Here is a 24,744-nt window from a genome sequence, read left to right on the forward strand (position 1 = left end):
TTGTGCTGTGCGCGAGGCGGCTATTCTAACCGCCGTTCGCCAGCGTCGCGTAGCGATCGCAATCCTCAGTGTGGTCCATGACCATCCCCGAAGCCTGCATCAGCGCGTAGCAAATAGTCGGGCCGACGAAGGTGAAGCCGGCCTTTTTCAGGCCTTTGCTCATCTCCACGGCAGTCGGCGTCACGGCCGGCACTTCGCTGCGATCCTTGAAATGATTGATCACAGGCTTGCCGTCGACGAAGGACCAGAGAAATTCCACCGGATCTTCCAGCGCCAGCCAGGCCTGGGCGTTGCGCCGGGCCGCGTTGAGTTTGAGGCGATTGCGAATGATGCCCGGATCGAGCATCAATTCATCGATTTCGGCGTCGCTCATTTGCGCCACGCGCTGTACGTCAAAGCCGAACAGCACCTCGCGATAACGCTCACGTTTACGCAGCACGGTGATCCAGGAAAGGCCGGCCTGGAACCCTTCGAGCAAAAGCAACTCGAACAATCCCTGCGCATCGCGTAGCGGCGTACCCCACTCCTGATCGTGATAAGCCATGTACAGCGGATCTTCGGAACACCAAAAGCAGCGTGGCATAAGGCTCCAGGGGGCGTGCGCAGGACCGAATCGGGTATACTCCCGCTCTTTAAATCGCAGCCCAAGAAACAGGTGAATTTCGTGAGCCAGCCTACGCCAGCCGTGCGTACCTTCCAAGACTTGATCCTCGCCCTCCAGCAATACTGGGCCGAGCAAGGTTGTGTGGTACTTCAGCCCTACGATATGGAAGTAGGCGCCGGGACTTTCCACACTGCCACGTTCCTGCGCGCCATTGGCCCGGAAACCTGGAACGCCGCTTATGTGCAGCCCAGTCGTCGCCCGACTGACGGCCGCTACGGTGAAAACCCGAACCGTCTGCAGCACTACTATCAATTCCAGGTAGTACTGAAGCCGAACCCGGACAACTTCCAGGAACTGTACCTGGGCTCCCTGAAGCATGTCGGTCTGGACCCCTTGGTCCACGACATTCGCTTTGTTGAAGACAACTGGGAATCGCCGACCCTCGGCGCCTGGGGTCTGGGCTGGGAAGTCTGGCTCAACGGCATGGAAGTGACGCAGTTCACTTACTTCCAGCAAGCAGGCGGCATCGAGTGCTACCCGGTGACCGGCGAGATCACTTACGGTCTCGAGCGCCTGGCCATGTACCTGCAAGGCGTGGACTCGGTCTACGACCTGGTCTGGGCTGACGGTCCGTTCGGCAAAGTGACCTACGGCGACGTGTTCCACCAGAACGAAGTGGAGCAATCGACCTACAACTTCGAACACGCCAACGTCGAGAAGCTGTTCGAACTGTTCGATTTCTACGAAAGCGAAGCCAAGCGCCTGATCGAACTCGATCAGCCGCTACCGTTGCCGAGCTACGAAATGGTGTTGAAGGCGTCCCATACCTTCAACCTGCTGGATGCTCGCCGAGCGATCTCGGTGACCGCGCGTCAGCAATACATTCTGCGTGTCCGCACCCTGGCGCGTTCCGTTGCGCAAGCCTACCTGCTGGCTCGCGCCAAGCTGGGCTTCCCGATGGCGACCCCGGACCTGCGTGATGAAGTGTTGGCTAAGCTGGAGGCTGCACAATGAGTGCTCAAGATTTTCTGGTTGAACTGGGCACTGAAGAACTGCCACCCAAAGCCCTGAACACCCTGGCCGACGCGTTCCTGGCCGGTATCGACAAGGGCCTGCAAGCCGCCGGCCTGAACTACGAGACCAAAACCGTCTACGCCGCGCCACGTCGCCTGGCTGTGCTGATCACTTCGCTGGCGACTCAGCAACCTGATCGCAACATCAACCTCGATGGCCCGCCACGTCAGGCCGCGTTCGATGCCGAAGGCAATCCGACTCAAGCGGCACTGGGCTTCGCCAAGAAGTGCGGCGTCGACCTGAGCGAAATCGATCAGAGCGGCGCGAAACTGCGCTACAGCCAAAGCATCGCCGGCAAACCGACTGCGAGCCTGCTGCCGACCATCGTCGAAGATTCCCTGAACGACCTGCCGATCCCCAAGCGTATGCGCTGGGGTGCTCGCAAGGAAGAGTTCGTTCGCCCGACTCAGTGGCTGGTGATGCTGCTCGGTGACCAGGTCATCGACTGCACCCTCCTCGCCCAGAAATCGGGTCGCGATTCCCGTGGTCACCGCTTCCATCACCCGGAAAGTGTGCGCATCACCTCGCCGGCCAACTACCTGACCGACCTGCGTGCCGCTTACGTATTGGCCGATGCCAATGAGCGTCGCGAACTGATCAGCAAGCGCGTCGAAGAGTTGGCAACGATGCAGGAAGGGACGGCGATCGTTCCGCCAGCCCTGCTCGACGAAGTGACCGCGCTGGTTGAATGGCCGGTGCCGCTGGTGTGCTCGTTCGAGGAACGTTTCCTCGATGTGCCGCAAGAAGCGCTGATCACCACCATGCAGGACAACCAGAAGTATTTCTGCCTGCTGGATGCCGACGGCAAGTTGCTGCCACGTTTCATTACTGTGGCCAACATCGAAAGCAAAGACCCGCAACAGATCATCGCCGGTAACGAGAAAGTGGTTCGTCCACGCCTGACCGACGCCGAGTTCTTCTTCAAGCAAGACAAGAAGCAGAAACTCGAAGACTTCAACCTGCGTCTGCAGAACGTGGTGTTCCAGGAAAAACTCGGCAGCGTCTACGACAAGGCCGAGCGCGTTTCCAAACTCGCCGCGTTTATCGCTCAACGCATTGGCGGCAACGCAGCGTGGGCTTCCCGCGCTGGCCTGTTGTCCAAGTGCGACCTGGCGACCGAGATGGTCGGTGAGTTCCCGGAGATGCAAGGTGTTGCCGGCTACTACTACGCCCTCAATGACGGCGAGCCGCAAGATGTTGCACTGGCCCTGAACGAGCAGTACATGCCGCGCGGTGCCGGCGCTGAACTGCCGACCACCCTGACCGGTGCGGCCGTGGCTATTGCTGACAAACTCGACACGCTGGTCGGCATTTTCGGCATCGGCATGCTGCCGACCGGTAGCAAAGACCCGTATGCCCTGCGCCGTGCAGCGCTGGGTGTATTGCGAATCCTGATCGACAAGAAACTCGACCTCGACCTGAACGACGCCGTGGCTTACGCCGTGAATGCGTTCGGTACCAAGGTCAAGGCGGCTGGCCTGAACGACTCGGTGCTGGAGTTCATCTTCGACCGTCTGCGTGCCCGTTACGAAGACGAAGGCGTTGATGTCGGGACGTACCTGTCGGTGCGTGCCCTGAAGCCGGGTTCGGCGCTGGACTTCGATCAGCGCGTACAAGCGGTAGAGGCGTTCCGCAAGTTGCCGGAAGCCGCTGCCCTGGCCGCGGTGAACAAGCGCGTTTCGAACTTGCTGAGCAAGGTAGAAGGCTCTGTTCCGTCGGTCGTGGAAGCCAAGTACTTCGACAACGCCAACGAGTTCTCCCTGTATTCGGCGATCCAGCAGGCTGACCAGGCTGTCCAGCCAATGGCCGCTGCGCGTCAGTACAGCGAATCGCTGGCACGCCTGGCTGCCTTGCGCGAGCCGGTGGATGCGTTCTTTGAAGCGGTGATGGTCAACGCCGAAGATGCCAAGGTCCGCGCCAACCGTTATGCGTTGCTGGCACGTCTGCGTGGGTTGTTCCTCGGCGTCGCTGACATTTCGCTGCTGGGCTGAGGGGCTGCTGTTGAAACTGCTGATTCTCGATCGGGACGGGGTGATCAATTACGACTCCGACGCTTACATCAAATCGGTGGAGGAGTGGATTCCACTCCCCGGTGCGATCGAAGCCATCGCGCAGTTGAGCAAGGCCGGCTGGACGGTAGCGGTGGCTACCAACCAGTCGGGCATCGCTCGCGGCTATTACGACATCGCCACCCTGCACGCCATGCACGAGCGCTTGCGCTCGTTGGTGGCGGAGCAGGGCGGTGAGGTCGGGCTGATCGTCTATTGCCCGCACGGGCCGGATGAAGGCTGCGATTGCCGCAAGCCAAAACCCGGGATGTTGAAAACCATCGCCGCTCATTACAACGTATCGCTGACTAATCTATGGTTCGTCGGCGACAGTCTCGGTGACCTGGAGGCCGCCAAAGCCGTCGATTCTCAGCCAGTTTTGGTTAAGACCGGGAAAGGCGAAAAGACTCAGGGCAAGACCCTGCCGGTAGGCACCTTGATTTTTGACGATCTGGCGGCGATTGCCGCAGAACTTATCCACAATTAGAGTGCTTCTGATATTCCTGGCCAAGGATTGATCGGGAGTGCGCTTGAATAGGCAAATGTCGCCATGTCGATACTGCAGGCCATCAGATCCTTCCTCTTTTACCTGCTGCTGGGCACCAGTTCCTTGCTCTGGTGCAGCCTGAGCTTCTTTATCGCGCCTTTTCTGCCGTTCAAGGCGCGCTATCGTTTCATCAATGTGTACTGGTGTCGCTGCGCCTTGTGGCTGAGCAAAGTCTTTCTCGGTATCAGCTACGAAGTGAAGGGCGCCGAGAACGTGCCAGACCAGCCCTGCGTGATTCAGTCGAACCACCAGAGCACGTGGGAGACGTTCTTTCTATCGGCTTACTTCGAGCCGTTGAGCCAGGTGCTCAAGCGTTCACTGCTGTTCGTGCCGTTCTTTGGCTGGGCCATGGCCATGCTGCGACCGATCGCCATCGACCGCGACAACCCGAAAGCGGCGCTCAAGCATGTGGCGAAGAAGGGCGATGAACTGCTGAAAGACGGCGTCTGGGTCCTGATCTTCCCAGAGGGGACACGTGTTCCTTACGGGACCATCGGAAAATTCTCTCGAGGTGGTACCGCTTTGGCGGTCAATGCCGCGCTTCCGGTGCTGCCGATTGCGCACAATGCGGGCAAGTTCTGGCCGAAAACCGGTTGGGCGAAGAAGCAGGGCGTCATCACCGTAATCATCGGCACGCCGATGTATGCCGAGGGTAGCGGGCCGCGAGCCATTGCCGAGCTGAATGATCGGGTCCAGGCCTGGAACGAGCAAATGCAGCGTGAAATGGGTTCGCTGCCGCCCGCCCCACAAGCACCGGCCGCTACCGATCAAGTGGCTGTCTGAGATTCTGTGGATAACCTGTGTACTGTTTTGCTGAAAAACGTTGAATTTAGTTTGTAGGCTTATGATTTATATACATATTTCATAAACTCATAAGATTCTGAAAAAGGTGCATAAGTTTTTTTCGGGCGTAAAAAAACCGGCTGTTATAGCCGGTTTTTTTATGCCCGTTAAAAGCGTCTGGCTCACTCGCTCAATAGCGGCAACTGGACACTGAACGTCGTGCCTTGCCCCACCACGCTATGACAGAAAATCCTCCCGCCATGACGATCCACCACGGCCTTGACCATGGATAACCCCAGTCCCAGTCCATCGCTGCCGTGAGCCGAGGTAAAACGCCGATACTGACTGAACAACTCGGGAAGCTCTTCGACGGCAATCCCTCGGCCCTGGTCGGCGATCTCGCACATCAACCAGCCCTCGGCACAACTCACCCGCACCGAGATCCGCGAGCCCGCCGGACTGTACTTAATGGCGTTTTCCAGCAGGTTGAACAGCGCCCGTGTCAGGAGCGATTGATCGGCCAGGATCAGGACTTCAGCGTCTTCGTCGAGGTCATGCAGCAACTGAATGTTCTTTAGATGAGCGATGCTCGAAGCTTGGTCGAAGGTATCGAGCAACAACATCGCGAACATGCTTGGCTGAAACTGGTAAGCCTCGGACTCGGCCTTTGCCAACAGCACAAAAGCTTCGGTCAGGTTGAGCGCCTTGCGCACCTGCACCTCGATCTGACTGAACACTTGAGTGTCGCCGGACACCCTATGCCGCTGAACATCGAGCAAGGCCAGAATCGCCGAGTGGGGAGCTCTGAGGTCATGAGACAAAAAGCGCAGCAACACGGCTCTCTGTTCTTCGGCGTCCCGCTCGACGCTCAAGTCAGTGAGGCTCAGTAGCCAGCCAATCACGGAGTCGCCCTCGGCCGGCAACAGCGGTGCGAGGTCAAGACGCAGGCTGCGTGCCTGGGTGTCACGAAACTCCAGCGGCTCGAGGGTCGACAACGCAGATGGCATTCCATCGGACGGCACCGGGTAACCCAGGTCGCTCAGTTGCTCGAGCATGTCCTCGCCCACCAGACCACGGCAAAACACTTCTCGAGCCTTGCGGTTGGCCAGTAGAATGCGCCCATTCGGATCGCTGATCAGCGTCGCTACCGGCAGGTATTCAAGTCCATCGGCAATGAAACGTCGGGTGTCGCGGGTCCGGCTCATGGCCTGCTCCAGCGCGACGATTTGCCCTTGCAGCACATCACCGGCCGGGGCCTGGGTGCGACGACGTTCGGGAAAGACTTTTGGCTCGCTGTCCAGGCGCGCCAGTTCCCAGCCGAAATAGGCGAGCACCGCGTTCAGCCTTCGCCAATTCCAGATCAAGTAGCCCAGCATCATACCCAGCAGGCTCGCGGCCGGCGACCACCACCAGCCAAGCCGCAACAGTAGGCTCGAACCCAGTAGAGCGGCCACCATTGCACCCAGGGTCAACCATAGGGCGCGACGCGGACGCACCAACAGCAGGCCCAGCAATCCACCGACAATCACCACCGATAGCAGCGCCGCCAAGCGCTGATCGAGAACCACGATGTTGCGTTGTTGCAGCAGCCCGTTGAGGATATTCGCCTGAATCTCGATGCCCGGTGTGGTGCCGACGCTAGCCGATTGCGGTGTCACGTAACGGTCGCCCAGGCCTGGCGCGGTCGAGCCGATCAGGATCAAGCGATCGCGCAGTAACTCGGGTGGGACTTCGCCGCGCAATACGCTGACGTAGGGCACAGTGGGAAAGCCCGCGTCGGAACGGATGAAAGGAATCCGTATTTCGTGGGCTCGCTGCCAGCCTTGCGCCGATGGCGGGGCCGGGGTACCGGGCATCGGTGCATTTCTCTTGTCGATAAGGGTTTCTTCGTACAACAGCCAGGCCAGTTGCGGGCGTGTTTTTTGCGCCGGTCCTTCGCTTAAATACACGCTGCGCACAATTCCGTCGGCATCCGCTTCGGCATTGATGTGCCCGACGCTTTTGGCGCAATGGCTCAGCGGAGCCACCGGTTCAATTTCCCCCAAGGGTTGCCCATAACGCGCGACGCCTTCGCGCAACAGCGGCACGAAAACATTCCCGGCCCGACAGGCCGCCTGGGCCAAAAGCTGATCGTTGTCGGGATGGCTATCGGGTTCGCTGAAGATTACGTCGAACAGAACGCCTTTAACGTTCGCGGCGCTGAGCCGATCCAGCAGGTGCGCGTGCATGGCCCGCGACCACGGCCATTGGCCGAGCTGCTGCAAGCTGTAGTCGTCGATCGTGACGATGAGTATTCGTGGGTCTACCGGCAGCGGACTCAGCCGGCGCAGGTTGTCGTACAGCAGATTGCTCAAGGTCAGGCCCTGGCTCATGGACAGCATCGCCGTCAGCGGCAACAGGATCAGACAGACCCACAGCCACTCGCGGACCATCCGCTGAAACAACCGCTGAGCCTGGGTGGGCTCGCGGTCGTCCTTCCTTGGCCGCCTCTTCATTGGTCGTTGACCGGGGTGCTATTGGACACGTGTGGTCCTGGGGTAATAGAAAATGTCATACACCCCGGTCTCTCCCTCTAACCCCTGAGCATCATAAGCGGACAGGCGAACATGGTAGAAAAACGCTTTCAGCCCGCTGAATTTGACCTCTGGCGTGCTGGAAAACTGCTCCTGCTTGATGTCCAGAAAGGCAGCATCGGCGGCCACTTGCGCCCGATAACGCGTGGCCCCTTCGATGGGTTTCATGATCAATTGCCACACAGGCACATTACCCGTCTGACCGGCTTGCCCCAACAAACGTGGGGCAGGTAGCAAGTCGATTGGCGTCAATGTGCCTTGTTTCTGAATACGCAAACCCTGACGGGCCATGACCTGGACCTCGTCAGCTTCAGGGCTCTGAGTCCGTTTGGCAGCCGACCGGGCAGGGCGGGAGCCCGACGTTTCCTCATCACGGTTGACCGCCACGTGTCCGTTCAGAACCTCCAGCAGCGCCTCGCCACCGTCATCGTTGCGCACCCGAAAGTGCGTGCCCCGTACGCCCAGTACACCGACCGGCGTGACGATCTGAAAGCGATCATGGTCGCTGGCACGTTTGATCACATACGACTCAACCTGCCCCTGCTCAAGAATGACCTGAGGGACCGAATGTTCTTCATTGAGATGCAGGGTGATATGGGAACTGGAGGGCAACACCACCCGCGAGCCATCCCCCAGGGACAGGCTGACAAACGCCGAGGGAGAGGTTTTGACGCCTTCCTGCTCGTCGATCGACATGCCTTCCTGCAGTGGCGTCTGCTTGCCTTTGGCGTCCAGCTTCCAGGCTTCGCCGGTCAGATGCTCGACAGTCGCCGGCAGCGGTTGACCACGGCATTGTTGGTTTTCATCGATATAAGGCAGACGTTTTGCCGAGGCGACAGCCGCTGATGCACTCTGGGTGAACAATCCCATCAGGCCGGCAACCAATAAAAGACAGACGCCAGAACGGCGTGGAAGCAATAAGGTCATGGGGTTCATGGATTGCTTTTTATGCTCTTATAGAAATCATGCCGGGAAACCCACACGCTTGACGCACGATACCTGACCGGACGCTCTGGCAGATAGCCATGGGAGCAAAGGATATGAGATGACACATCCCTGTGTCGGAACCGAGCAGGCACTCCGTGTGTTTTCCCCTGAACTGCAGACTGTCGAAAACCGGCGATCGACGGTCCTGCCAGGTTGGCGTTGACGCTCCCTGCGTCGGAGCAAATCCCAATGCCCCTGTGCCGCTCAGCGAGAACGAATTTACCCGCATAAGGGGCCTTGCGAGCGGATTCTCAATATTTGTTCAGAATTGGCCGAAGGCTAAAACACCCAGCGTTGTTGTGTTGAAGGGATGTCGAGCTGTACGGATTCCATCTGAGGGGAGTGCATCGGGGCAAAGCCTGGCGAGTCCCCCATAAGCCTGTTTGTCTCCGCTGGACCGAAGTAACGCGGTAAAGTCTCCTGTTCGACGATTGGAGTCCACTGGACCGTGGTGCATCCCAGTCCGAGGCCAGCCGCCAACAGCAACGCTGCCAACCTTGTAAATCCATTAGAGAGAATCTTTAGACGCATCATTCCCACAGTCCCTCTTGAGCATTCTGCCGATGGTTCATCGCCTACCGGCGAAGTGACATCAGCGTAGCCAAAATTGGGAAATTCGCAGCAGTTCGCCACAATTGTTCAGATTCAATCAATCAGCCTAAACTCCCGTAGGAGTTTTCACTTTGCACTTACGAGATGAAGGAAACACTCGGCATGCGTGTCGCAATACTGGATGACGAACCCGCCGAACTCCGCCGGGTAGAACAGACACTGCGACAGATCCCCGTCACGGGAGAGCAGGCGTGGACGTTGCACAGCTTCGAGCGGGGAGAGGACTTGTTGCGGCAACTTCGACGGGAGACCTTCGACCTGCTGATCCTCGATTGGCAACTGCCCGATATCAGCGGCCTGTCATTGTTGCGTTGGACCCGTGAACACATGGACGTGCCACCCGCCGCGATCATGCTCACCAGTCGCGATACCGAAAGCGATATCGTCCAGGCGTTGAACGCCGGGGCCGACGATTACGTGAGCAAACCGTTTCGTCCCAACGAGCTGATGGCTCGGGTCAGCGCGGTGCTTCGTCGGCATGGACTGCAACGCGCGGCAGCCACCGAAATACTGACCTTCAATGACCTTGAATTCGACGACGCCGAACTCACCGTCACCCGCGCCTCCACCCCCATTAGCCTGACCGAACGGGAATACCGTCTCGCCCGCTGCCTGTTTGCCAATCTGGGACGACCTCTATCCCGTGAATACTTATATGAGCGCTTTTGGACCCATGAAGAAATAGTGTCCTCACGCCCGCTGGATACTCATATTTATCGCCTGCGCAACAAGTTGGGCCTGACAGCTGATCGCGGTTGGCAACTGCTGACGATTTACGGGTATGGGTATCGGCTCGAGAGCGTGGCCACTGCCACTGCTAGCGAATGACGACGTTTCGACGATCAATAAAAAAGGCCAACGCTTAGCGTTGGCCTTTTTCGTTTTAGCGATCTTGCCGGATCAGAAGTCCAGGTTGGAAACCGCCAGGGCGTTGCTTTCGATGAAGTCACGACGAGGCTCGACCGCATCACCCATCAGGGTGTTGAAGATCTGGTCTGCGCCAATGGCGTCTTCGATGGTCACTTTGAGCATCCGGCGCTGGCTTGGGTCCATGGTGGTTTCCCACAGCTGATCCGGGTTCATTTCACCCAGACCTTTGTATCGCTGGATGGTGTGACGCTTGGTGCTTTCGGTCATCAGCCATTCAAGGGCTTCCTTGAACTCGGTGACCGGCTTCTTGCGTTCGCCACGCTGGATGTACGCGCCATCGTCCAGCAAGGTGCTCAGTTGAGCGCCCAGAGAAACCACAGTCTTGTAATCGTTGCTGCCGAAGAAATCGCGGTTAAACGTGACGTAGTTCGACAAGCCGTGGGAGATCAGTTCGACCTCAGGCAGCCAGACATTACGTTCACGGTCTTCACGCAGGCTGGCTTTGTACACTAGGCCAGACTTCTCGACGGTGCGCAGGCGAACTTCGTACTGGGCCAGCCAATCCTGCATCGCTGCGTGATCGGACAGTTGCTCCATGCTCACTGCCGGCAGGTAGATGAAGTGCTCGGTCAGTTCCTGTGGGTACAGGCGCGACAGACGCTTGAGGGTCTTCATCACCAGACGGAAGTCATTCACCAGACGCTCGAGGGCTGGTCCGGAAATACCCGGTGCTTCCTCGTTCAAGTGCAGGCTCGCGTCTTCCAGGGCCGACTGCGTCATGTACTCTTCCATGGCGTCGTCGTCTTTGATGTATTGCTCTTGCTTGCCCTTCTTGACCTTGTACAGCGGTGGCTGAGCGATGTAGATGTAGCCGCGCTCGATCAGCTCCGGCAACTGACGGAAGAAGAAGGTCAGCAGCAGGGTACGGATGTGCGAACCGTCGACGTCAGCATCGGTCATGATGATGATGTTGTGGTAACGCAGCTTCGCGATGTTGTACTCGTCGCGGCCAATGCCGCAGCCCAGCGCGGTGATCAAGGTACCCACTTCTTGCGAAGAGATCATCTTGTCGAAACGCGCCTTCTCGACGTTCAGGATCTTGCCTTTCAGCGGCAGGATGGCCTGGGTTTTACGGTTACGTCCCTGCTTGGCGGAGCCGCCAGCAGAGTCACCTTCCACGAGGTACAGTTCGGAAAGGGCAGGGTCTTTTTCCTGGCAGTCAGCCAGTTTACCCGGCAGACCGGCGATATCCAGCGCGCCCTTACGGCGGGTCATCTCACGGGCTTTACGCGCCGCTTCACGAGCACGAGCCGCGTCGATCATCTTGCCGACGACCAGCTTGGCTTCGTTCGGGTTTTCCAACAGGAAGTCGGAGAAGTACTTGCCCATTTCCTGTTCGACCGCGGTCTTCACTTCGGAAGAAACCAGCTTGTCTTTGGTCTGGGAGCTGAACTTCGGATCCGGCACTTTTACCGAAATAATCGCGGTCAGGCCTTCACGGGCATCGTCACCGGTGGTCGCGACTTTGTGTTTCTTCGCCAGACCTTCAGCTTCGATGTAGGTGTTCAGGTTACGCGTCAGTGCGGAACGGAAACCCACCAGGTGAGTACCGCCATCGCGCTGCGGAATGTTGTTGGTGAAGCACAACAGGTTCTCGTTGAAGCTGTCGTTCCACTGCAGGGCGATTTCCACGCCGATGCCGTCTTCGCGCTGGATGTTGAAGTGGAACACCTGGTTGACCGGCGTCTTGTTGGTGTTCAGGTATTCAACGAACGCACGCAGGCCGCCTTCGTACTTGAACAGCTCTTCTTTGCCGCTGCGCTCGTCCTTGAGGACGATGCCAACACCAGAGTTGAGGAAGGACAGCTCACGAATCCGCTTGGCCAGGATGTCCCAGCTGAAGTGGATGTTCTTGAAAGTCAGATCAGACGGCTTGAAGTGAATCTGGGTGCCAGTGGTTTCGCTTTCACCGACGATCTTCATCGGTTCTTTTGGAACACCGTGAATGTAGGTCTGTTCCCAGATCTTGCCACTGCGGCGAACGGTCAGGACCAGCTCTTCGGACAGGGCGTTCACCACCGACACACCTACACCGTGCAGACCGCCGGATACTTTGTAGGAGTTGTCGTCGAACTTACCGCCGGCGTGCAGCACGGTCATGATGACCTCGGCTGCCGAAACGCCTTCCTCTTTGTGCACGTCTACCGGGATGCCACGACCGTTGTCGCGAACGGTGATGGATTCGTCCGGGTGGATGATGATGCTGATGTCGTCGCAGTGGCCGGCGAGAGCTTCGTCGATCGAGTTATCGACCACTTCGAACACCATGTGGTGCAGACCGCTGCCATCGTCGGTGTCACCAATGTACATACCGGGACGTTTGCGTACGGCATCCAGGCCTTTCAGCACTTTAATGCTCGTTGAGTCGTACGTATTTTCTTCGCTCAATGCCTTCACTCCCGATGGTCGTGGGTCTGGGTGATACGGCCCTGTTCCACGTGGAACAGAGCGACTGGCGTTTCCGTCTGCCAGCCTTCCCTCAATAATTCGTGATCTACACAGGTGATAAACACCTGGCAGCGTAAGTCTTCCAGCAAGCGGCAAAGCGCGCGACGGTGGTGCTCGTCCAGTTCGGACGGCAGGTCATCCACCAGATAAATACACTGGCCGCGTCGGGCCTGGCTGACCAAGTGCCCTTGGGCAATCCGCAAAGCACAGACCACCAGCTTCTGCTGACCGCGGGACAAGATGTCCGCGGCATTGTGTGCGCCCAATCTAAGACGCAAATCAGCACGCTGTGGTCCGGCCTGGGTATGACCCATTTGCTGATCCCGCTGAAGGGACCCGGCGAGCACTGCACTCAGTTCGCGGTCTTTGTCCCAACCTCGGTAATAGCTGAGCGTCAAGCCCTCGAGCTCAACCAGTTCGCTCAAGGTCTGTTCAAAGACAGGTTTCAAGGCTTTGATATAAGCGCGGCGGTATTCATCAATTTCAGCGCTGGCTTGGCACAGTTCCCTGTCCCAAACCGCTTGCGAAACGGCGTCAAGTGTACCATGCCGCAGCCAAGAGTTTCTCTGGCGCAGGGCCTTCTGCAAGCGCTGCCAGGTGGACATGAATCGTGGTTCCACGTGGAACACGCCCCAGTCGAGAAACTGCCGGCGAATCTTCGGCGCGCCTTCCAGCAAGCGGAAGCTGTCAGGGTTGATCAACTGCAGTGGAAGGATTTCCGCCAGTTGCGCTGCGCTGCGGGCGTTCTGCCCGTCGATGCGGATCTGGAACTCCCCTTGGCGGTCGCGGGAGATTCCCAAGGCGCTGTGCCCGCCCTCGGCCAATTCAACCTGGCCAAACACCGTGCACGCCAATTGCTCGTACTGAATGACCGGCAGAAGACGGCTGCTACGAAACGAACGGGCAAGCCCCAGCAGATGAATGGCTTCCAGAACACTGGTTTTGCCGCTGCCGTTGGCGCCGTAAAGAATGTTGATTCGGGGGGAGGGGGAGAAGGTCACCGGGTGCAGATTGCGCACCGCGGTGACCGAGACGCGACTTAAGGACATCTAGCTTCTGCTGAGCATGATTACAGACGCATCGGCATGACAACGTAGGCCGAATCGTCGTTGTCGGACTCTTGCACCAGCGCACTGCTGTTGGAGTCGGACAGGATCAGGCGAACCTGCTCGGTGGTCATCACACCCAGCACGTCGAGCAGATAGCTCACGTTGAAGCCGATTTCCAGATTGCCGCCGTTGTATTCAACGCCCACTTCTTCTTCCGCTTCTTCTTGCTCCGGGTTGTTCGCCTGAATCTTCAGCTGGCCGTTAGCCAGTTGCAGACGAATACCGCGGTACTTCTCGTTGGACAGAATCGCGGTACGGCTGAAGGCTTCACGCAGGGCCTGGCGGTCGCCGAGTACCAGTTTGTCGCCGCCCTTAGGCAGGACGCGCTCGTAGTCAGGGAATTTACCGTCGACCAGTTTCGAGGTGAAAGTGAATTCGCCAGTGGTGGCGCGGATGTGGTGTTGACCCAGCACGATGCTGACGATGCCGTCCGGTTCGGTCAGCAGGCGCGCCAGCTCAAGAATACCTTTGCGTGGAACGATGACCTGATGACGATCCGGCTGACCGATATCCGCCTGCATTGAGCACATGGCCAGGCGGTGACCGTCAGTGGCCACGGCGCGGATGATGCCAGCCGAGACTTCCAGCAACATGCCGTTAAGGTAGTAACGCACGTCCTGCTGGGCCATCGCGAAGCTGGTGCGTTCGATCAGACGACGCAGTTTGCTTTGCTCAAGGCTGCACGTCAGCGAGCCTGGGCCTTCTTCCACAGTCGGGAAGTCATTGGCCGGCAGGGTCGACAGGGTGAAGCGGCTACGGCCGGCCTTCACCACGAGCTTCTGCTCATCGACCTTGATGTCGATCAGCGCGTCGTTCGGCAAGCTCTTGCAGATGTCCATCAGCTTGCGCGCAGGCACAGTGATGGAACCTGGATCCGCAGGCTCTTCGAGTTGTACACGACCGACCAGCTCGACTTCCAGGTCGGTACCGGTCAGCGACAGTTGCTGGCCTTCGACAACCAGCAGCACGTTGGAGAGCACCGGCAAGGTCTGTCGGCGCTCGACGACGCCTGCGACCAGTTGCAGGGGTTTCAACAGGGCTTCGCGTTGAATGGTGAAATGCATGGTCTAGTCCCTTGCCTTAATAAGCTGCGCTGGTGTTCATCAAGTGGTCAGTGTACGCAGCAGGTTCTTGTAGTCCTCGCGGATGTCCGCGTCGGATTCCTTAAGTTCGTTGATCTTGCGGCAGGCGTGCAAAACAGTCGTGTGGTCTCGGCCGCCAAACACGTCGCCGATTTCCGGCAGGCTGTGGTTGGTCAGTTCTTTGGACAAAGCCATGGCGACCTGACGCGGACGGGCTACCGAGCGCGAACGACGTTTGGACAACAAGTCGGAGATCTTGATCTTGTAGTACTCAGCGACTGTGCGCTGAATGTTATCCACAGAGACCAGTTTGTCTTGCAGTGCCAACAGATCTTTCAGGGATTCGCGAATCAACTCGATGGTGATATCGCGGCCCATGAAGTGCGAGTGGGCGATCACGCGTTTGAGCGCGCCTTCCAGCTCACGGACGTTGGAACGAATACGCTGGGCGATGAAGAACGCCGCGTCATGGGGTAGATCGACTTTGGCCTGATCGGCCTTTTTCATCAGGATCGCCACGCGGGTTTCCAGCTCCGGCGGCTCGACGGCTACCGTCAGGCCCCAACCGAAACGGGATTTGAGACGCTCTTCGAGGCCTTCGATTTCTTTCGGGTAGCGGTCACTGGTAAGAATGACCTGCTGGCCACCTTCAAGCAGGGCGTTGAAGGTGTGGAAAAACTCTTCCTGGGAACGTTCCTTGCGGGCAAAGAACTGAATGTCATCGATGAGCAGGGCGTCCACCGAACGGTAGAAGCGCTTGAACTCGTTGATCGCGTTCAGCTGCAGGGCCTTGACCATGTCCGCCACGAACCTTTCGGAATGCAGGTACACGACCTTGGCATTCGGATTCTTCTTTAATAGGTGGTTACCCACAGCGTGCATCAAGTGGGTTTTACCCAAGCCGACGCCACCATAAAGGAAGAGCGGGTTGTAACCGTGCTTGGGGTTGTCCGCCACTTGCCAGGCCGCAGCCCGTGCCAGTTGGTTGGACTTGCCCTCGACGAAGTTTTCGAAGGTGAAGGTGCGGTTCAGGTAGCTGGTGTGCTTGAGCGCGCCTTCGACCTGCACCGTGCGCTGTTCGGCGCGAATCGGTGCCTGTTGCGAACTGGCACCGGCCATCGGGTCGAAGCTGTCACGCGAAGGCTCTTCATTAACCTCGGCAATTTTTTGCGTCGAACGCTTGGCCGGGGCAGCTACCGAGGATGGCGCCGGAGCGCTGACAGGTGCTTGAGCGGCCTGAGCCTGCGAGGCAGCGGCGGCCAACGGAGCATTCGGGGCGGCACGCGGTGCCGAACTGCGTTTGCTGCCTATTAATAAGGAAAGCGCCGGCGCCGTGCCGTTGCCATGCTCATCCAGCAGTTCAAGGACGCGGCCCAGGTACTTTTCGTTGACCCAGTCGAGAACAAAACGATTCGGTGCGTAAACACGCAACTCGTCGCCTTCGGCTTCGACCTGTAGTGGACGGATCCAAGTGTTGAATTGTTGGGCAGGCAGCTCATCGCGCAAAAGCTCCACGCACTGCTGCCAAAGTTCCACTGACACGGATATCCCCTAAGTTGAAAGCCGGTGAGGCAAAAACAAGCCGCCATTGTAGCCGACCAGACGCCGACTTATCCACACGAAGGTTGTTCACTGCCCAAGAAGACTCAGTGCGTTACACGAAAAAAAGACGACCAGTGGTCTGTGCATAAGCCCTGTGGATAACCGGGTCTAAGGTCGTTGTACAAGTGGGGGTGAAACTCGGTGGATAACCACCCTGTGGATAAGTACCCCTTTCACACACAGCTTATCCGACAGCGCAGCACAGGCTGAACACCGTTTTCCACCGTAGTTGTCATTCTCTGTACATCACGGTTTAAAAGGGCTAATGGCAGTTATCCACAGATGATTGTGTCCCTAGCTTTTATAAGCTTTACAGAAAAGCTTTAAATACTTTCCTTCTTAATTTCTATATCTAGCGAAGGACCCCCGGTACGAAAAATGTCTGGAGATCTATTTATAAGGAAACGCTGGTTGGAAATTGACCTAGAGGCTTGCTTTCTCTAGAATCCCCGGTCTCTTAAAACGGGGGCCATTCCGGCCCGTTGTGGACGAACCAGGTAACACGACAATGAAACGTACTTTCCAACCAAGCACTATCAAACGCGCTCGTACCCACGGTTTCCGTGCTCGCATGGCTACCAAAAACGGTCGTGCCGTCCTGTCGCGTCGTCGCGCCAAAGGTCGTGCGCGTCTGGCAGTTTGATAATCCGGCACTGGAGGTGAGTCAGGACTTCAGTCGGGAAAAGCGCCTGCTTACTCCCCGGCATTTCAAGGCAGTCTTTGACTCCCCTACCGGCAAGGTTCCGGGGAAAAATCTCCTGCTCCTTGCGCGCAACAACGATCTTGATCACCCCCGTCTCGGGCTGGTTATCGGGAAAAAGAGCGTAAAGCTCTCCGTCGAGCGCAATCGCCTCAAACGTCTGATGCGCGAATCGTTCCGTCTGCACCAGGATTCACTGGTCGGCTGGGACATTGTTATCGTCGCGCGCAAAGGTTTGGGGGACGTAGAAAACCCCGAATTGATTCAGCATTTCGGCAAACTCTGGAAGCGTCTGGCACGCAGCACGCCAGTACCAGCAGTCAAAACCGAAACTGTAGGGGTAGACAGTCCCGATGCGTAAACTGGCACTCGTTCCGATCCAGTTTTATCGCTATGCCATTAGTCCTCTGATGGCCAACCACTGTCGCTTCTACCCCAGTTGTTCCTGCTACGCGTTAGAGGCCATTGAAAATCATGGTCTTCTGCGCGGTGGCTGGCTGGCCTTTCGTCGTTTAGGTCGCTGTCATCCGTGGAATCCCGGTGGTTATGACCCGGTTCCATCTATCCCTACCTCCCGTTCTTCTTCGATGGCCGAGTAATCATGGATATCAAACGCACGATCCTGATCGTCGCCCTGGCAATCGTGTCCTACGTTATGGTTCTTAAATGGAACCAGGACTATGGCCAGGCTGCCCTGCCGACTCAGAATGTTGCTTCCAGTACTACCGCACCGGGTCTACCGGATACGGCGACTGGCAATAATGCTTCTGTCAGTGACGACATTCCACGCGCCGCAAGCGATACCAGTGCAACTGCACCTGCTGAAACGCCAGTGGCTGCAAGCAAAGACCTCATCCAGATCAAAACGGATGTGCTCAACCTGGCTATCGATCCACAAGGTGGCGATGTTGCCCAGTTGACGCTGCCGCTGTATCCACGTCGCCAGGACCATCCGGACATTCCATTCCAGTTGTTCGATAACGGCAACGAACGGACTTATCTGGCCCAGAGCGGTTTGATCGGCTCCAACGGACCGGACGCAAGTCCTGCCGGTCGTCCGGTTTACTCGTCGGAGAAGAAGGTTTACCAGTTGGCTGACGGTCAGGACCAATTGGTCGTAGACCTGAAGTTCAGCAAGGATGGCGTCAACTACATCAAGCGTTTCACCCTGAAACGTGGCCTGTATGACGTAACCGTTTCCTACCTGATCGATAACCAGAGCGCTCAGCCCTGGTCCGGTGCGATGTTCGCGCAGTTGAAGCGTGACGCCAGCTCCGATCCTTCTTCCAGCACTGCCACCGGCACCGCGACTTACCTGGGCGCCGCCCTGTGGACAAGTAACGAGCCATACAAGAAAGTGTCCATGAAAGATATGGACAAGGCTCAGCTGAAAGAAACCGTTAACGGTGGTTGGGTTGCATGGTTGCAGCACTACTTCGTGACCGCGTGGATTCCGGCGAAAGGCGAAAACAACGTCGTCCAGACCCGTAAGGACAGCAAAGGCAACTACATCATCGGCTACACCGCCCCGGCAATGACTGTCGCGCCAGGTGCAAAAGCCGAGACCAGCGCCGTTCTGTACGCCGGTCCGAAAAGCCAGGCTGTGCTGAAAGAGTTGTCCCCAGGTCTGGAACTGACCGTCGACTACGGCATTCTGTGGTTCATTGCCCAGCCAATTTTTTGGTTGCTGCAACACATCCACGCGCTGATCGGTAACTGGGGCTGGTCGATTATCTTCCTGACCATGCTGATCAAAGGGATCTTTTTCCCGCTGTCGGCTGCCAGCTACAAATCCATGGCGCGCATGCGTGCAGTGGCACCAAAACTGGCCGCGCTGAAAGAGCAACATGGCGACGACCGGCAGAAAATGTCGCAATCCATGATGGAGCTGTACAAGAAAGAGAAGATCAATCCGCTGGGTGGTTGCTTGCCAATCCTCGTGCAGATGCCGGTTTTCCTTTCGCTGTACTGGGTTCTGCTGGAAAGCGTTGAAATGCGCCAAGCGCCGTTCATGCTGTGGATTACTGACCTGTCGATCAAGGATCCGTTCTTCATTCTGCCGATCATCATGGGTGCAACCATGTTCATCCAGCAGCAGTTGAACCCGACTCCTCCGGATCCGATGCAGGCCAAGGTGATGAAGTTGATGCCAATCATCTTCACCTTCTTCTTCCTGTGGTTCCCGGCTGGTCTGGTGCTGTACTGGGTAGTGAACAACTGCCTGTCGATCGCCCAACAGTGGTACATCACTCGTAAGATCGAAGCAGCTACCAAAGCAGCTGCCTGACTTACACTGTGGATAACCACTCAAAACGCCCCCTAGTGGGGCGTTTTGCTATCTGTCACTTTTGTCTGGATAACGGTTTATGAGCGTTCCTCGTGAAACCATTGCAGCCGTCGCAACCGCTCAAGGTCGCGGCGGTGTAGGCATCGTCCGTATCTCCGGGCCGTTGGCGAGCGTTGCGGCCAAAGCCTTCAGCGGTCGTGAACTCAAGCCGCGATTCGCCCACTACGGCCCATTTCTCAGTGAAAACGATGAGGTTCTGGATCAAGGCATCGCCCTGTATTTTCCGGGCCCGAACTCTTTCACCGGTGAAGATGTGCTGGAACTCCAGGGCCATGGCGGTCCGGTAGTTCTGGATATGTTGCTTCAACGTTGCCTGGAACTCGGCTGTCGGTTGGCACGGCCAGGTGAATTCAGCGAGCGCGCGTTCCTCAACGACAAACTCGACCTGGCTCAGGCCGAAGCAATTGCCGACTTGATCGAAGCGAGTTCTGCACAGGCTGCACGAAATGCCCTGCGTTCCTTGCAGGGCGCATTTTCCGAGCGTGTGCATAACCTCACCGAGCAACTGATTGGCCTGCGCATCTATGTCGAAGCGGCTATCGACTTCCCGGAAGAAGAAATCGACTTCCTCGCCGATGGCCACGTACTGAGCATGCTCGACAAAGTGCGTGACGAGTTATCCACCGTACTCCGAGAAGCCGGGCAGGGTGCCTTGCTACGTGACGGGATGACCGTGGTGATCGCTGGCCGGCCGAATGCCGGTAAATCCAGTTTGCTGAATGCCCTGGCCGGACGAGAAGCAGCGATCGTGACCGAGATAGCCGGTACCACCCGGGATATTCTTCGTGAACATATCCACATCGATGGCATGCCGCTGCACGTGGTCGACACCGCAGGTCTGCGAGATACCGAAGACCAGGTGGAAAAAATCGGCGTCGAACGAGCGTTGAAAGCGATCGGCGAGGCTGATCGAGTCCTGTTGGTGGTAGATGCTACCGCTCCTGAGGCACGTGATCCGTTCGCGTTATGGCCGGAATTCCTGGAAGTCCGTCCGGATCCGGCGAAAGTCACGCTGATCCGTAACAAGGCTGACCTCACTGGCGAAGCCATTGCCCTGGAAATCAGCGAGGATGGCCACGTCACCATTAGCCTGAGCGCCAAGTCTGCAGGTGAAGGGCTGGAATTGCTGCGCGACCACCTCAAGGCCTGCATGGGCTACGAACAGACCTCGGAGAGCAGCTTCAGCGCTCGCAGGCGTCACCTTGACGCGTTACGTCATGCCAGTGCTTCCCTGGAGCACGGCCGTGCGCAGCTGACCCTGGCCGGTGCCGGTGAACTGCTGGCCGAAGATTTGCGCCAGGCTCAGCACTCTTTGGGTGAAATCACCGGTGCATTCAGCTCCGATGACCTGTTGGGACGAATCTTTTCCAGCTTCTGTATCGGTAAATAATCCTTCCGTTGTCCACAGACAGGCCATTCGTGCCTGTCTGTTCCCTCCTTTTCTTAAATTCTCCTCCAGTGCCAGGCAGATTCTTTCTGCTCGTGTGGATTTTCCGTGTCCAGGATTTGCCTATTCTGCGTTTTTCTGTGGATTAAGCCCTGTGAATAACTGCCACTAAGGGCAGTTGATAACAGTGCCTCAAAACTGAAGATAACCGCCTCTGTGGATAACAACCCCTTTCATCCACAGGCTTAAACCGGTTATCCAAGGGCCTCCTTGGCACATGACCACAGGGTTTTGAATCTCTGTACACATTGAAAATAAAGGGCTGTATCAATCTATCCACAGAAAGGTGGCTCAGTAGAAATAAACATAAAAACAAAGATTTAATAGATTTCTCTCTTTTTAATTTCTATAACCGCGACTTCTCCACAGCTGGTTAAATTTTGTGCAAAGGGTTCTTTAGGAAGGGCGAAGTCCCTATACTTGCCGCCCAGGTCCAAAAACCTGAGCTCAAACTATTCCTGATTACCTAACTGAAGCAGGCACGAGGTGCGTGGTGGATTTCCCTTCCCGTTTTGAAGTGATCGTCATCGGCGGCGGTCATGCCGGTACCGAGGCAGCACTGGCCTCAGCACGTATGGGTGCAAAAACCCTGTTGCTGACGCATAACGTGGAAACCCTCGGTGCCATGAGTTGCAACCCCGCTATCGGTGGAATCGGCAAAAGCCATCTGGTCAAGGAAATCGATGCCCTTGGCGGCGCGATGGCCATCGCCACCGATAAAGGTGGTATTCAATTTCGCGTATTGAACAGCCGCAAAGGCCCGGCCGTGCGTGCAACCCGCGCTCAGGCTGATCGGGTTCTGTACAAGGCCGCTGTCCGCGAAATCCTCGAAAACCAGCCGAACCTGTGGATATTTCAACAGGCTGCCGACGACCTGATCGTCGAGCAGGAACAAGTGCGCGGTGTTGTCACCCAAATGGGCCTGCGTTTCTTCGCGGACTCCGTGGTGTTGACCACTGGCACCTTCCTCGGTGGACTTATCCACATCGGCATGCAGAATTTTTCCGGTGGCCGTGCCGGTGATCCGCCGTCGATCGCCCTGGCTCACCGATTGCGTGAATTGCCACTGCGCGTTGGTCGCCTGAAAACCGGCACTCCACCGCGTATCGACGGTCGTTCTGTGGATTTCTCGGTGATGACCGAGCAAGCCGGCGATACTCCGATCCCGGTGATGTCGTTCATGGGTTCCAAAGAGCAGCATCCGAAACAGGTCAGTTGCTGGATTACCCACACCAACGCCCGCACCCACGAAATCATTGCCGCCAACCTTGATCGCTCGCCGATGTATTCCGGTGTGATCGAAGGTATCGGCCCGCGTTACTGCCCGTCGATCGAAGACAAGATCCATCGCTTTGCCGACAAGGAAAGCCATCAGGTCTTCATCGAACCGGAAGGCCTGACGACCAACGAGCTGTACCCGAACGGGATATCCACATCCCTGCCGTTCGACGTGCAACTGCAGATCGTGCAATCGATCCGCGGCATGGAAAACGCGCACATCGTTCGTCCGGGTTACGCCATCGAGTACGACTACTTCGACCCGCGTGACCTGAAGTACAACCTGGAAACCAAAGTCATCGGCGGTCTGTTCTTCGCCGGGCAAATCAACGGCACCACCGGTTACGAAGAAGCCGGCGCCCAGGGTTTGCTGGCCGGGGCCAACGCCGCACTGCGTGCTCAGGGCAAAGAGGCCTGGTGCCCGCGTCGCGATGAGGCGTACATCGGCGTGTTGGTCGATGACCTGATTACCTTGGGTACCCAGGAGCCGTATCGGATGTTCACTTCCCGTGCCGAGTACAGACTGATCCTGCGCGAAGACAACGCCGATCTGCGCTTGACCGAAAAAGGTCGCGAATTGGGTCTGGTGGACGACGCGCGTTGGGCTGCGTTCTGCACCAAACGCGAAAGCATCACGCTGGAAGAGCAACGCCTGAAAAGTACTTGGGTTCGCCCGGGCACCGAACAGGGCGATGCGATTTCCGAGAAGTTCGGTACGCCGCTGACCCACGAATATAACTTGCTCAATCTGCTGAGCCGTCCGGAAATCGACTACGCTGGTCTGATCGCCGTGACCGGTGGGGGGGCAGAAGACCCGCAAGTCGCCGAGCAGGTCGAAATCAAGACCAAATACGCCGGTTACATCGATCGCCAGCAGGATGAAATCGCACGGCTGCGGGCCAGCGAAGACACAAAACTGCCTGTGGATATCGATTACACGAATATTTCCGGTCTCTCCAAAGAGATCCAGAGCAAGCTCGGTGCGACCCGTCCAGAGACCTTGGGCCAGGCGTCGCGTATCCCGGGCGTGACGCCGGCAGCGATTTCGCTGTTGATGATTCATTTGAAAAAACGCGGCGCGGGCCGTCAGTTGGAGCAAAGCGCTTGAGTTCGTTGGTCACCTCGCAACACGCAGAAGAGTTATCCACAGGTGCTCGCCAGCTAGGTGTCACGCTGACAGAAAACCAGCATGCTCAGCTGCTGGGTTATCTGGCCCTGTTGATCAAATGGAACAAGGCATACAACCTGACCGCCGTACGCGATCCGGATGAAATGGTTTCCCGTCACTTGCTCGATAGTTTGAGCGTGATGTCGTTCGTCGAAAACGGTCGCTGGCTTGACGTTGGCAGCGGTGGCGGTATGCCGGGTATTCCGTTGGCCATCCTGTTTCCAGAGTCCCAAGTGACCTGCCTGGACAGTAACGGCAAGAAAACCCGCTTCCTGACTCAGGTCAAACTCGAACTCAAACTGGATAACCTTCAAGTTATCCACAGTCGCGTCGAAGCCTTTCAGCCTGCACTGCCATTCAACGGGATCATTTCCCGGGCATTCAGCAGCATGGAGAACTTCAGCAACTGGACTCGCCACCTCGGCGACACCGATACACGTTGGCTGGCAATGAAGGGCGTTCATCCAGCCGATGAGCTGGTAGCATTGCCGGCAGACTTCCACCTCGATAGCGAACACGCCCTGGCCGTACCCGGTTGCCAAGGCCAACGCCATCTGCTGATACTGCGCCGCACGGCATGATTGGGAACACAAGCAAGAATGGCTAAGGTATTCGCGATAGCGAACCAAAAGGGTGGTGTGGGCAAGACCACCACCTGCATCAACCTCGCAGCTTCCCTGGTCGCTACCAAGCGTCGGGTGCTGTTGATCGATCTCGATCCACAGGGCAACGCCACCATGGGTAGCGGTGTGGATAAACACGGCCTGGAAAACTCGGTCTACGACCTGCTGATCGGCGAATGCGATCTGGCCCAGGCCATGCACTACTCCGAGCACGGTGGTTACCAACTGCTGCCGGCCAACCGTGACTTGACCGCGGCCGAAGTGGTTCTGCTGGAAATGCAGATGAAGGAAAGCCGCCTGCGCAGTGCGTTGGCGCCGATCCGTGAAAACTACGATTACATTTTGATCGACTGTCCGCCGTCGCTGTCGATGCTCACGCTTAACGCACTGGTTGCGGCTGACGGGGTGATTATCCCCATGCAGTGCGAGTACTTCGCGCTCGAAGGCTTGAGCGACCTTGTGGATAACATCAAGCGCATCGCAGAACTGCTGAATCCGAACCTGAAAGTCGAAGGCCTGTTGCGGACCATGTATGACCCGCGCCTGAGCCTGATGAACGATGTTTCGGCGCAGCTCAAGGAACACTTCGGCGAGCAGCTCTACGACACGGTGATTCCGCGCAACATCCGCCTGGCCGAAGCGCCAAGCTATGGCATGCCAGCGCTGGCGTACGACAAATCATCGCGGGGCGCCATTGCCTATCTGGCATTGGCCGGCGAGATGGTTCGCCGTCAACGCAAAAACTCACGCACCGCCGCTGCTCAGGCAACTTAAGGAATCCC

20 protein-coding genes are annotated in these 24,744 nt (G+C 57.4%); 13 read left to right on the forward strand and 7 right to left on the reverse strand.

Annotated features, from left to right (window positions below; genetic code table 11):
* Nucleotides 1–25 precede the first annotated feature (25 nt).
* A complete protein-coding gene (gene tag / locus ACYZT5_RS24465) occupies nt 26–583 on the reverse strand; it encodes a DNA-3-methyladenine glycosylase I (protein ID WP_462047768.1) in 558 nt (185 codons plus the stop codon).
* An 81-nt stretch (nt 584–664) separates the two neighbouring features.
* Between tag and glyQ the strand changes: the two genes are divergently transcribed.
* From glyQ to ACYZT5_RS24485, 4 genes are all read left to right on the forward strand, one after another.
* Nucleotides 665–1,618 carry a glycine--tRNA ligase subunit alpha gene (gene glyQ / locus ACYZT5_RS24470; protein ID WP_003213601.1) on the forward strand — a complete coding sequence of 318 codons (954 nt, stop codon included), beginning with the start codon at nt 665–667 and terminating at the stop codon, nt 1,616–1,618.
* On the forward strand, nt 1,615–3,669 hold the full coding sequence (gene glyS, locus ACYZT5_RS24475; RefSeq protein ID WP_462047769.1) for a glycine--tRNA ligase subunit beta: 2,055 nt from the start codon (nt 1,615–1,617) through the stop codon (nt 3,667–3,669). The genes glyQ and glyS overlap by 4 nt, the downstream gene beginning before the upstream one ends.
* Before the next feature lie 4 nt (nt 3,670–3,673).
* A complete protein-coding gene (gene gmhB, locus ACYZT5_RS24480) occupies nt 3,674–4,213 on the forward strand; it encodes a D-glycero-beta-D-manno-heptose 1,7-bisphosphate 7-phosphatase (protein WP_462052302.1) in 540 nt (179 codons plus the stop codon).
* A gap of 63 nt (nt 4,214–4,276) precedes the next feature.
* Complete coding sequence (locus tag ACYZT5_RS24485; protein WP_462047770.1) at nt 4,277–5,056, forward strand: lysophospholipid acyltransferase family protein; 780 nt, start codon at nt 4,277–4,279, stop codon at nt 5,054–5,056.
* A 182-nt stretch (nt 5,057–5,238) separates the two neighbouring features.
* Here the strand turns inward: ACYZT5_RS24485 and ACYZT5_RS24490 are convergent, their stop codons facing one another.
* Together ACYZT5_RS24490 and ACYZT5_RS24495 are read right to left on the reverse strand one after the other, a co-directional pair.
* Nucleotides 5,239–7,551, reverse strand: coding sequence for a CHASE2 domain-containing protein (locus ACYZT5_RS24490; RefSeq protein ID WP_462047771.1), 2,313 nt, complete (start codon nt 7,549–7,551; stop codon nt 5,239–5,241).
* An 18-nt stretch (nt 7,552–7,569) separates the two neighbouring features.
* Complete coding sequence (locus ACYZT5_RS24495) at nt 7,570–8,565, reverse strand: FecR family protein (RefSeq protein WP_462047772.1); 996 nt, start codon at nt 8,563–8,565, stop codon at nt 7,570–7,572.
* 765 nt (nt 8,566–9,330) lie between these two features.
* Between ACYZT5_RS24495 and ACYZT5_RS24500 the strand changes: the two genes are divergently transcribed.
* Complete coding sequence (locus ACYZT5_RS24500; RefSeq protein ID WP_462047773.1) at nt 9,331–10,056, forward strand: response regulator transcription factor; 726 nt, start codon at nt 9,331–9,333, stop codon at nt 10,054–10,056.
* A gap of 72 nt (nt 10,057–10,128) precedes the next feature.
* Here the strand turns inward: ACYZT5_RS24500 and gyrB are convergent, their stop codons facing one another.
* Genes gyrB through dnaA form a run of 4 tightly spaced genes read right to left on the reverse strand, consistent with a single transcriptional unit; the run spans nt 10,129 to nt 16,339 of the window.
* The gene (gyrB, locus tag ACYZT5_RS24505; RefSeq protein ID WP_462047774.1) at nt 10,129–12,546 is read right to left on the reverse strand and encodes a DNA topoisomerase (ATP-hydrolyzing) subunit B; all 2,418 of its coding nucleotides are present in this window, start codon (nt 12,544–12,546) and stop codon (nt 10,129–10,131) included.
* Nucleotides 12,547–12,551: 5 nt separating this feature from the next.
* Complete coding sequence (recF, locus tag ACYZT5_RS24510; protein ID WP_008007898.1) at nt 12,552–13,655, reverse strand: DNA replication/repair protein RecF; 1,104 nt, start codon at nt 13,653–13,655, stop codon at nt 12,552–12,554.
* A 20-nt stretch (nt 13,656–13,675) separates the two neighbouring features.
* Nucleotides 13,676–14,779, reverse strand: coding sequence for a DNA polymerase III subunit beta (gene dnaN, locus ACYZT5_RS24515; protein ID WP_017341709.1), 1,104 nt, complete (start codon nt 14,777–14,779; stop codon nt 13,676–13,678).
* Nucleotides 14,780–14,818: 39 nt separating this feature from the next.
* Complete coding sequence (gene dnaA, locus ACYZT5_RS24520; protein WP_462032661.1) at nt 14,819–16,339, reverse strand: chromosomal replication initiator protein DnaA; 1,521 nt, start codon at nt 16,337–16,339, stop codon at nt 14,819–14,821.
* 568 nt (nt 16,340–16,907) lie between these two features.
* On the opposite strand from dnaA, the gene rpmH reads away from it, so the two are divergent.
* From rpmH to ACYZT5_RS24560, 8 genes are all read left to right on the forward strand, one after another.
* Entirely contained in the window at nt 16,908–17,042 is a 135-nt protein-coding gene (gene rpmH, locus ACYZT5_RS24525) for a 50S ribosomal protein L34 (RefSeq protein WP_003213577.1), read from the forward strand.
* 16 nt (nt 17,043–17,058) lie between these two features.
* On the forward strand, nt 17,059–17,460 hold the full coding sequence (rnpA, locus tag ACYZT5_RS24530) for a ribonuclease P protein component (protein WP_027926203.1): 402 nt from the start codon (nt 17,059–17,061) through the stop codon (nt 17,458–17,460).
* On the forward strand, nt 17,453–17,698 hold the full coding sequence (yidD, locus tag ACYZT5_RS24535) for a membrane protein insertion efficiency factor YidD (RefSeq protein ID WP_201115586.1): 246 nt from the start codon (nt 17,453–17,455) through the stop codon (nt 17,696–17,698). The genes rnpA and yidD overlap by 8 nt, the downstream gene beginning before the upstream one ends.
* A gap of 2 nt (nt 17,699–17,700) precedes the next feature.
* Entirely contained in the window at nt 17,701–19,386 is a 1,686-nt protein-coding gene (yidC, locus tag ACYZT5_RS24540) for a membrane protein insertase YidC (protein ID WP_462047775.1), read from the forward strand.
* Nucleotides 19,387–19,465: 79 nt separating this feature from the next.
* Nucleotides 19,466–20,836: a tRNA uridine-5-carboxymethylaminomethyl(34) synthesis GTPase MnmE gene (mnmE, locus tag ACYZT5_RS24545; RefSeq protein ID WP_462047776.1), complete on the forward strand. Its 1,371-nt coding sequence runs from the start codon at nt 19,466–19,468 to the stop codon at nt 20,834–20,836.
* Nucleotides 20,837–21,386: 550 nt separating this feature from the next.
* Entirely contained in the window at nt 21,387–23,279 is a 1,893-nt protein-coding gene (mnmG, locus tag ACYZT5_RS24550; protein WP_462047777.1) for a tRNA uridine-5-carboxymethylaminomethyl(34) synthesis enzyme MnmG, read from the forward strand.
* The gene (gene rsmG / locus ACYZT5_RS24555) at nt 23,276–23,920 is read left to right on the forward strand and encodes a 16S rRNA (guanine(527)-N(7))-methyltransferase RsmG (protein WP_462047778.1); all 645 of its coding nucleotides are present in this window, start codon (nt 23,276–23,278) and stop codon (nt 23,918–23,920) included. The genes mnmG and rsmG overlap by 4 nt, the downstream gene beginning before the upstream one ends.
* An 18-nt stretch (nt 23,921–23,938) precedes the next feature.
* Nucleotides 23,939–24,736: a ParA family protein gene (locus tag ACYZT5_RS24560; protein WP_008155709.1), complete on the forward strand. Its 798-nt coding sequence runs from the start codon at nt 23,939–23,941 to the stop codon at nt 24,734–24,736.
* The last annotated feature ends 8 nt before the right edge of the window (nt 24,737–24,744 follow it).

Source organism: Pseudomonas sp. LB3P14 (assembly GCF_054898045.1).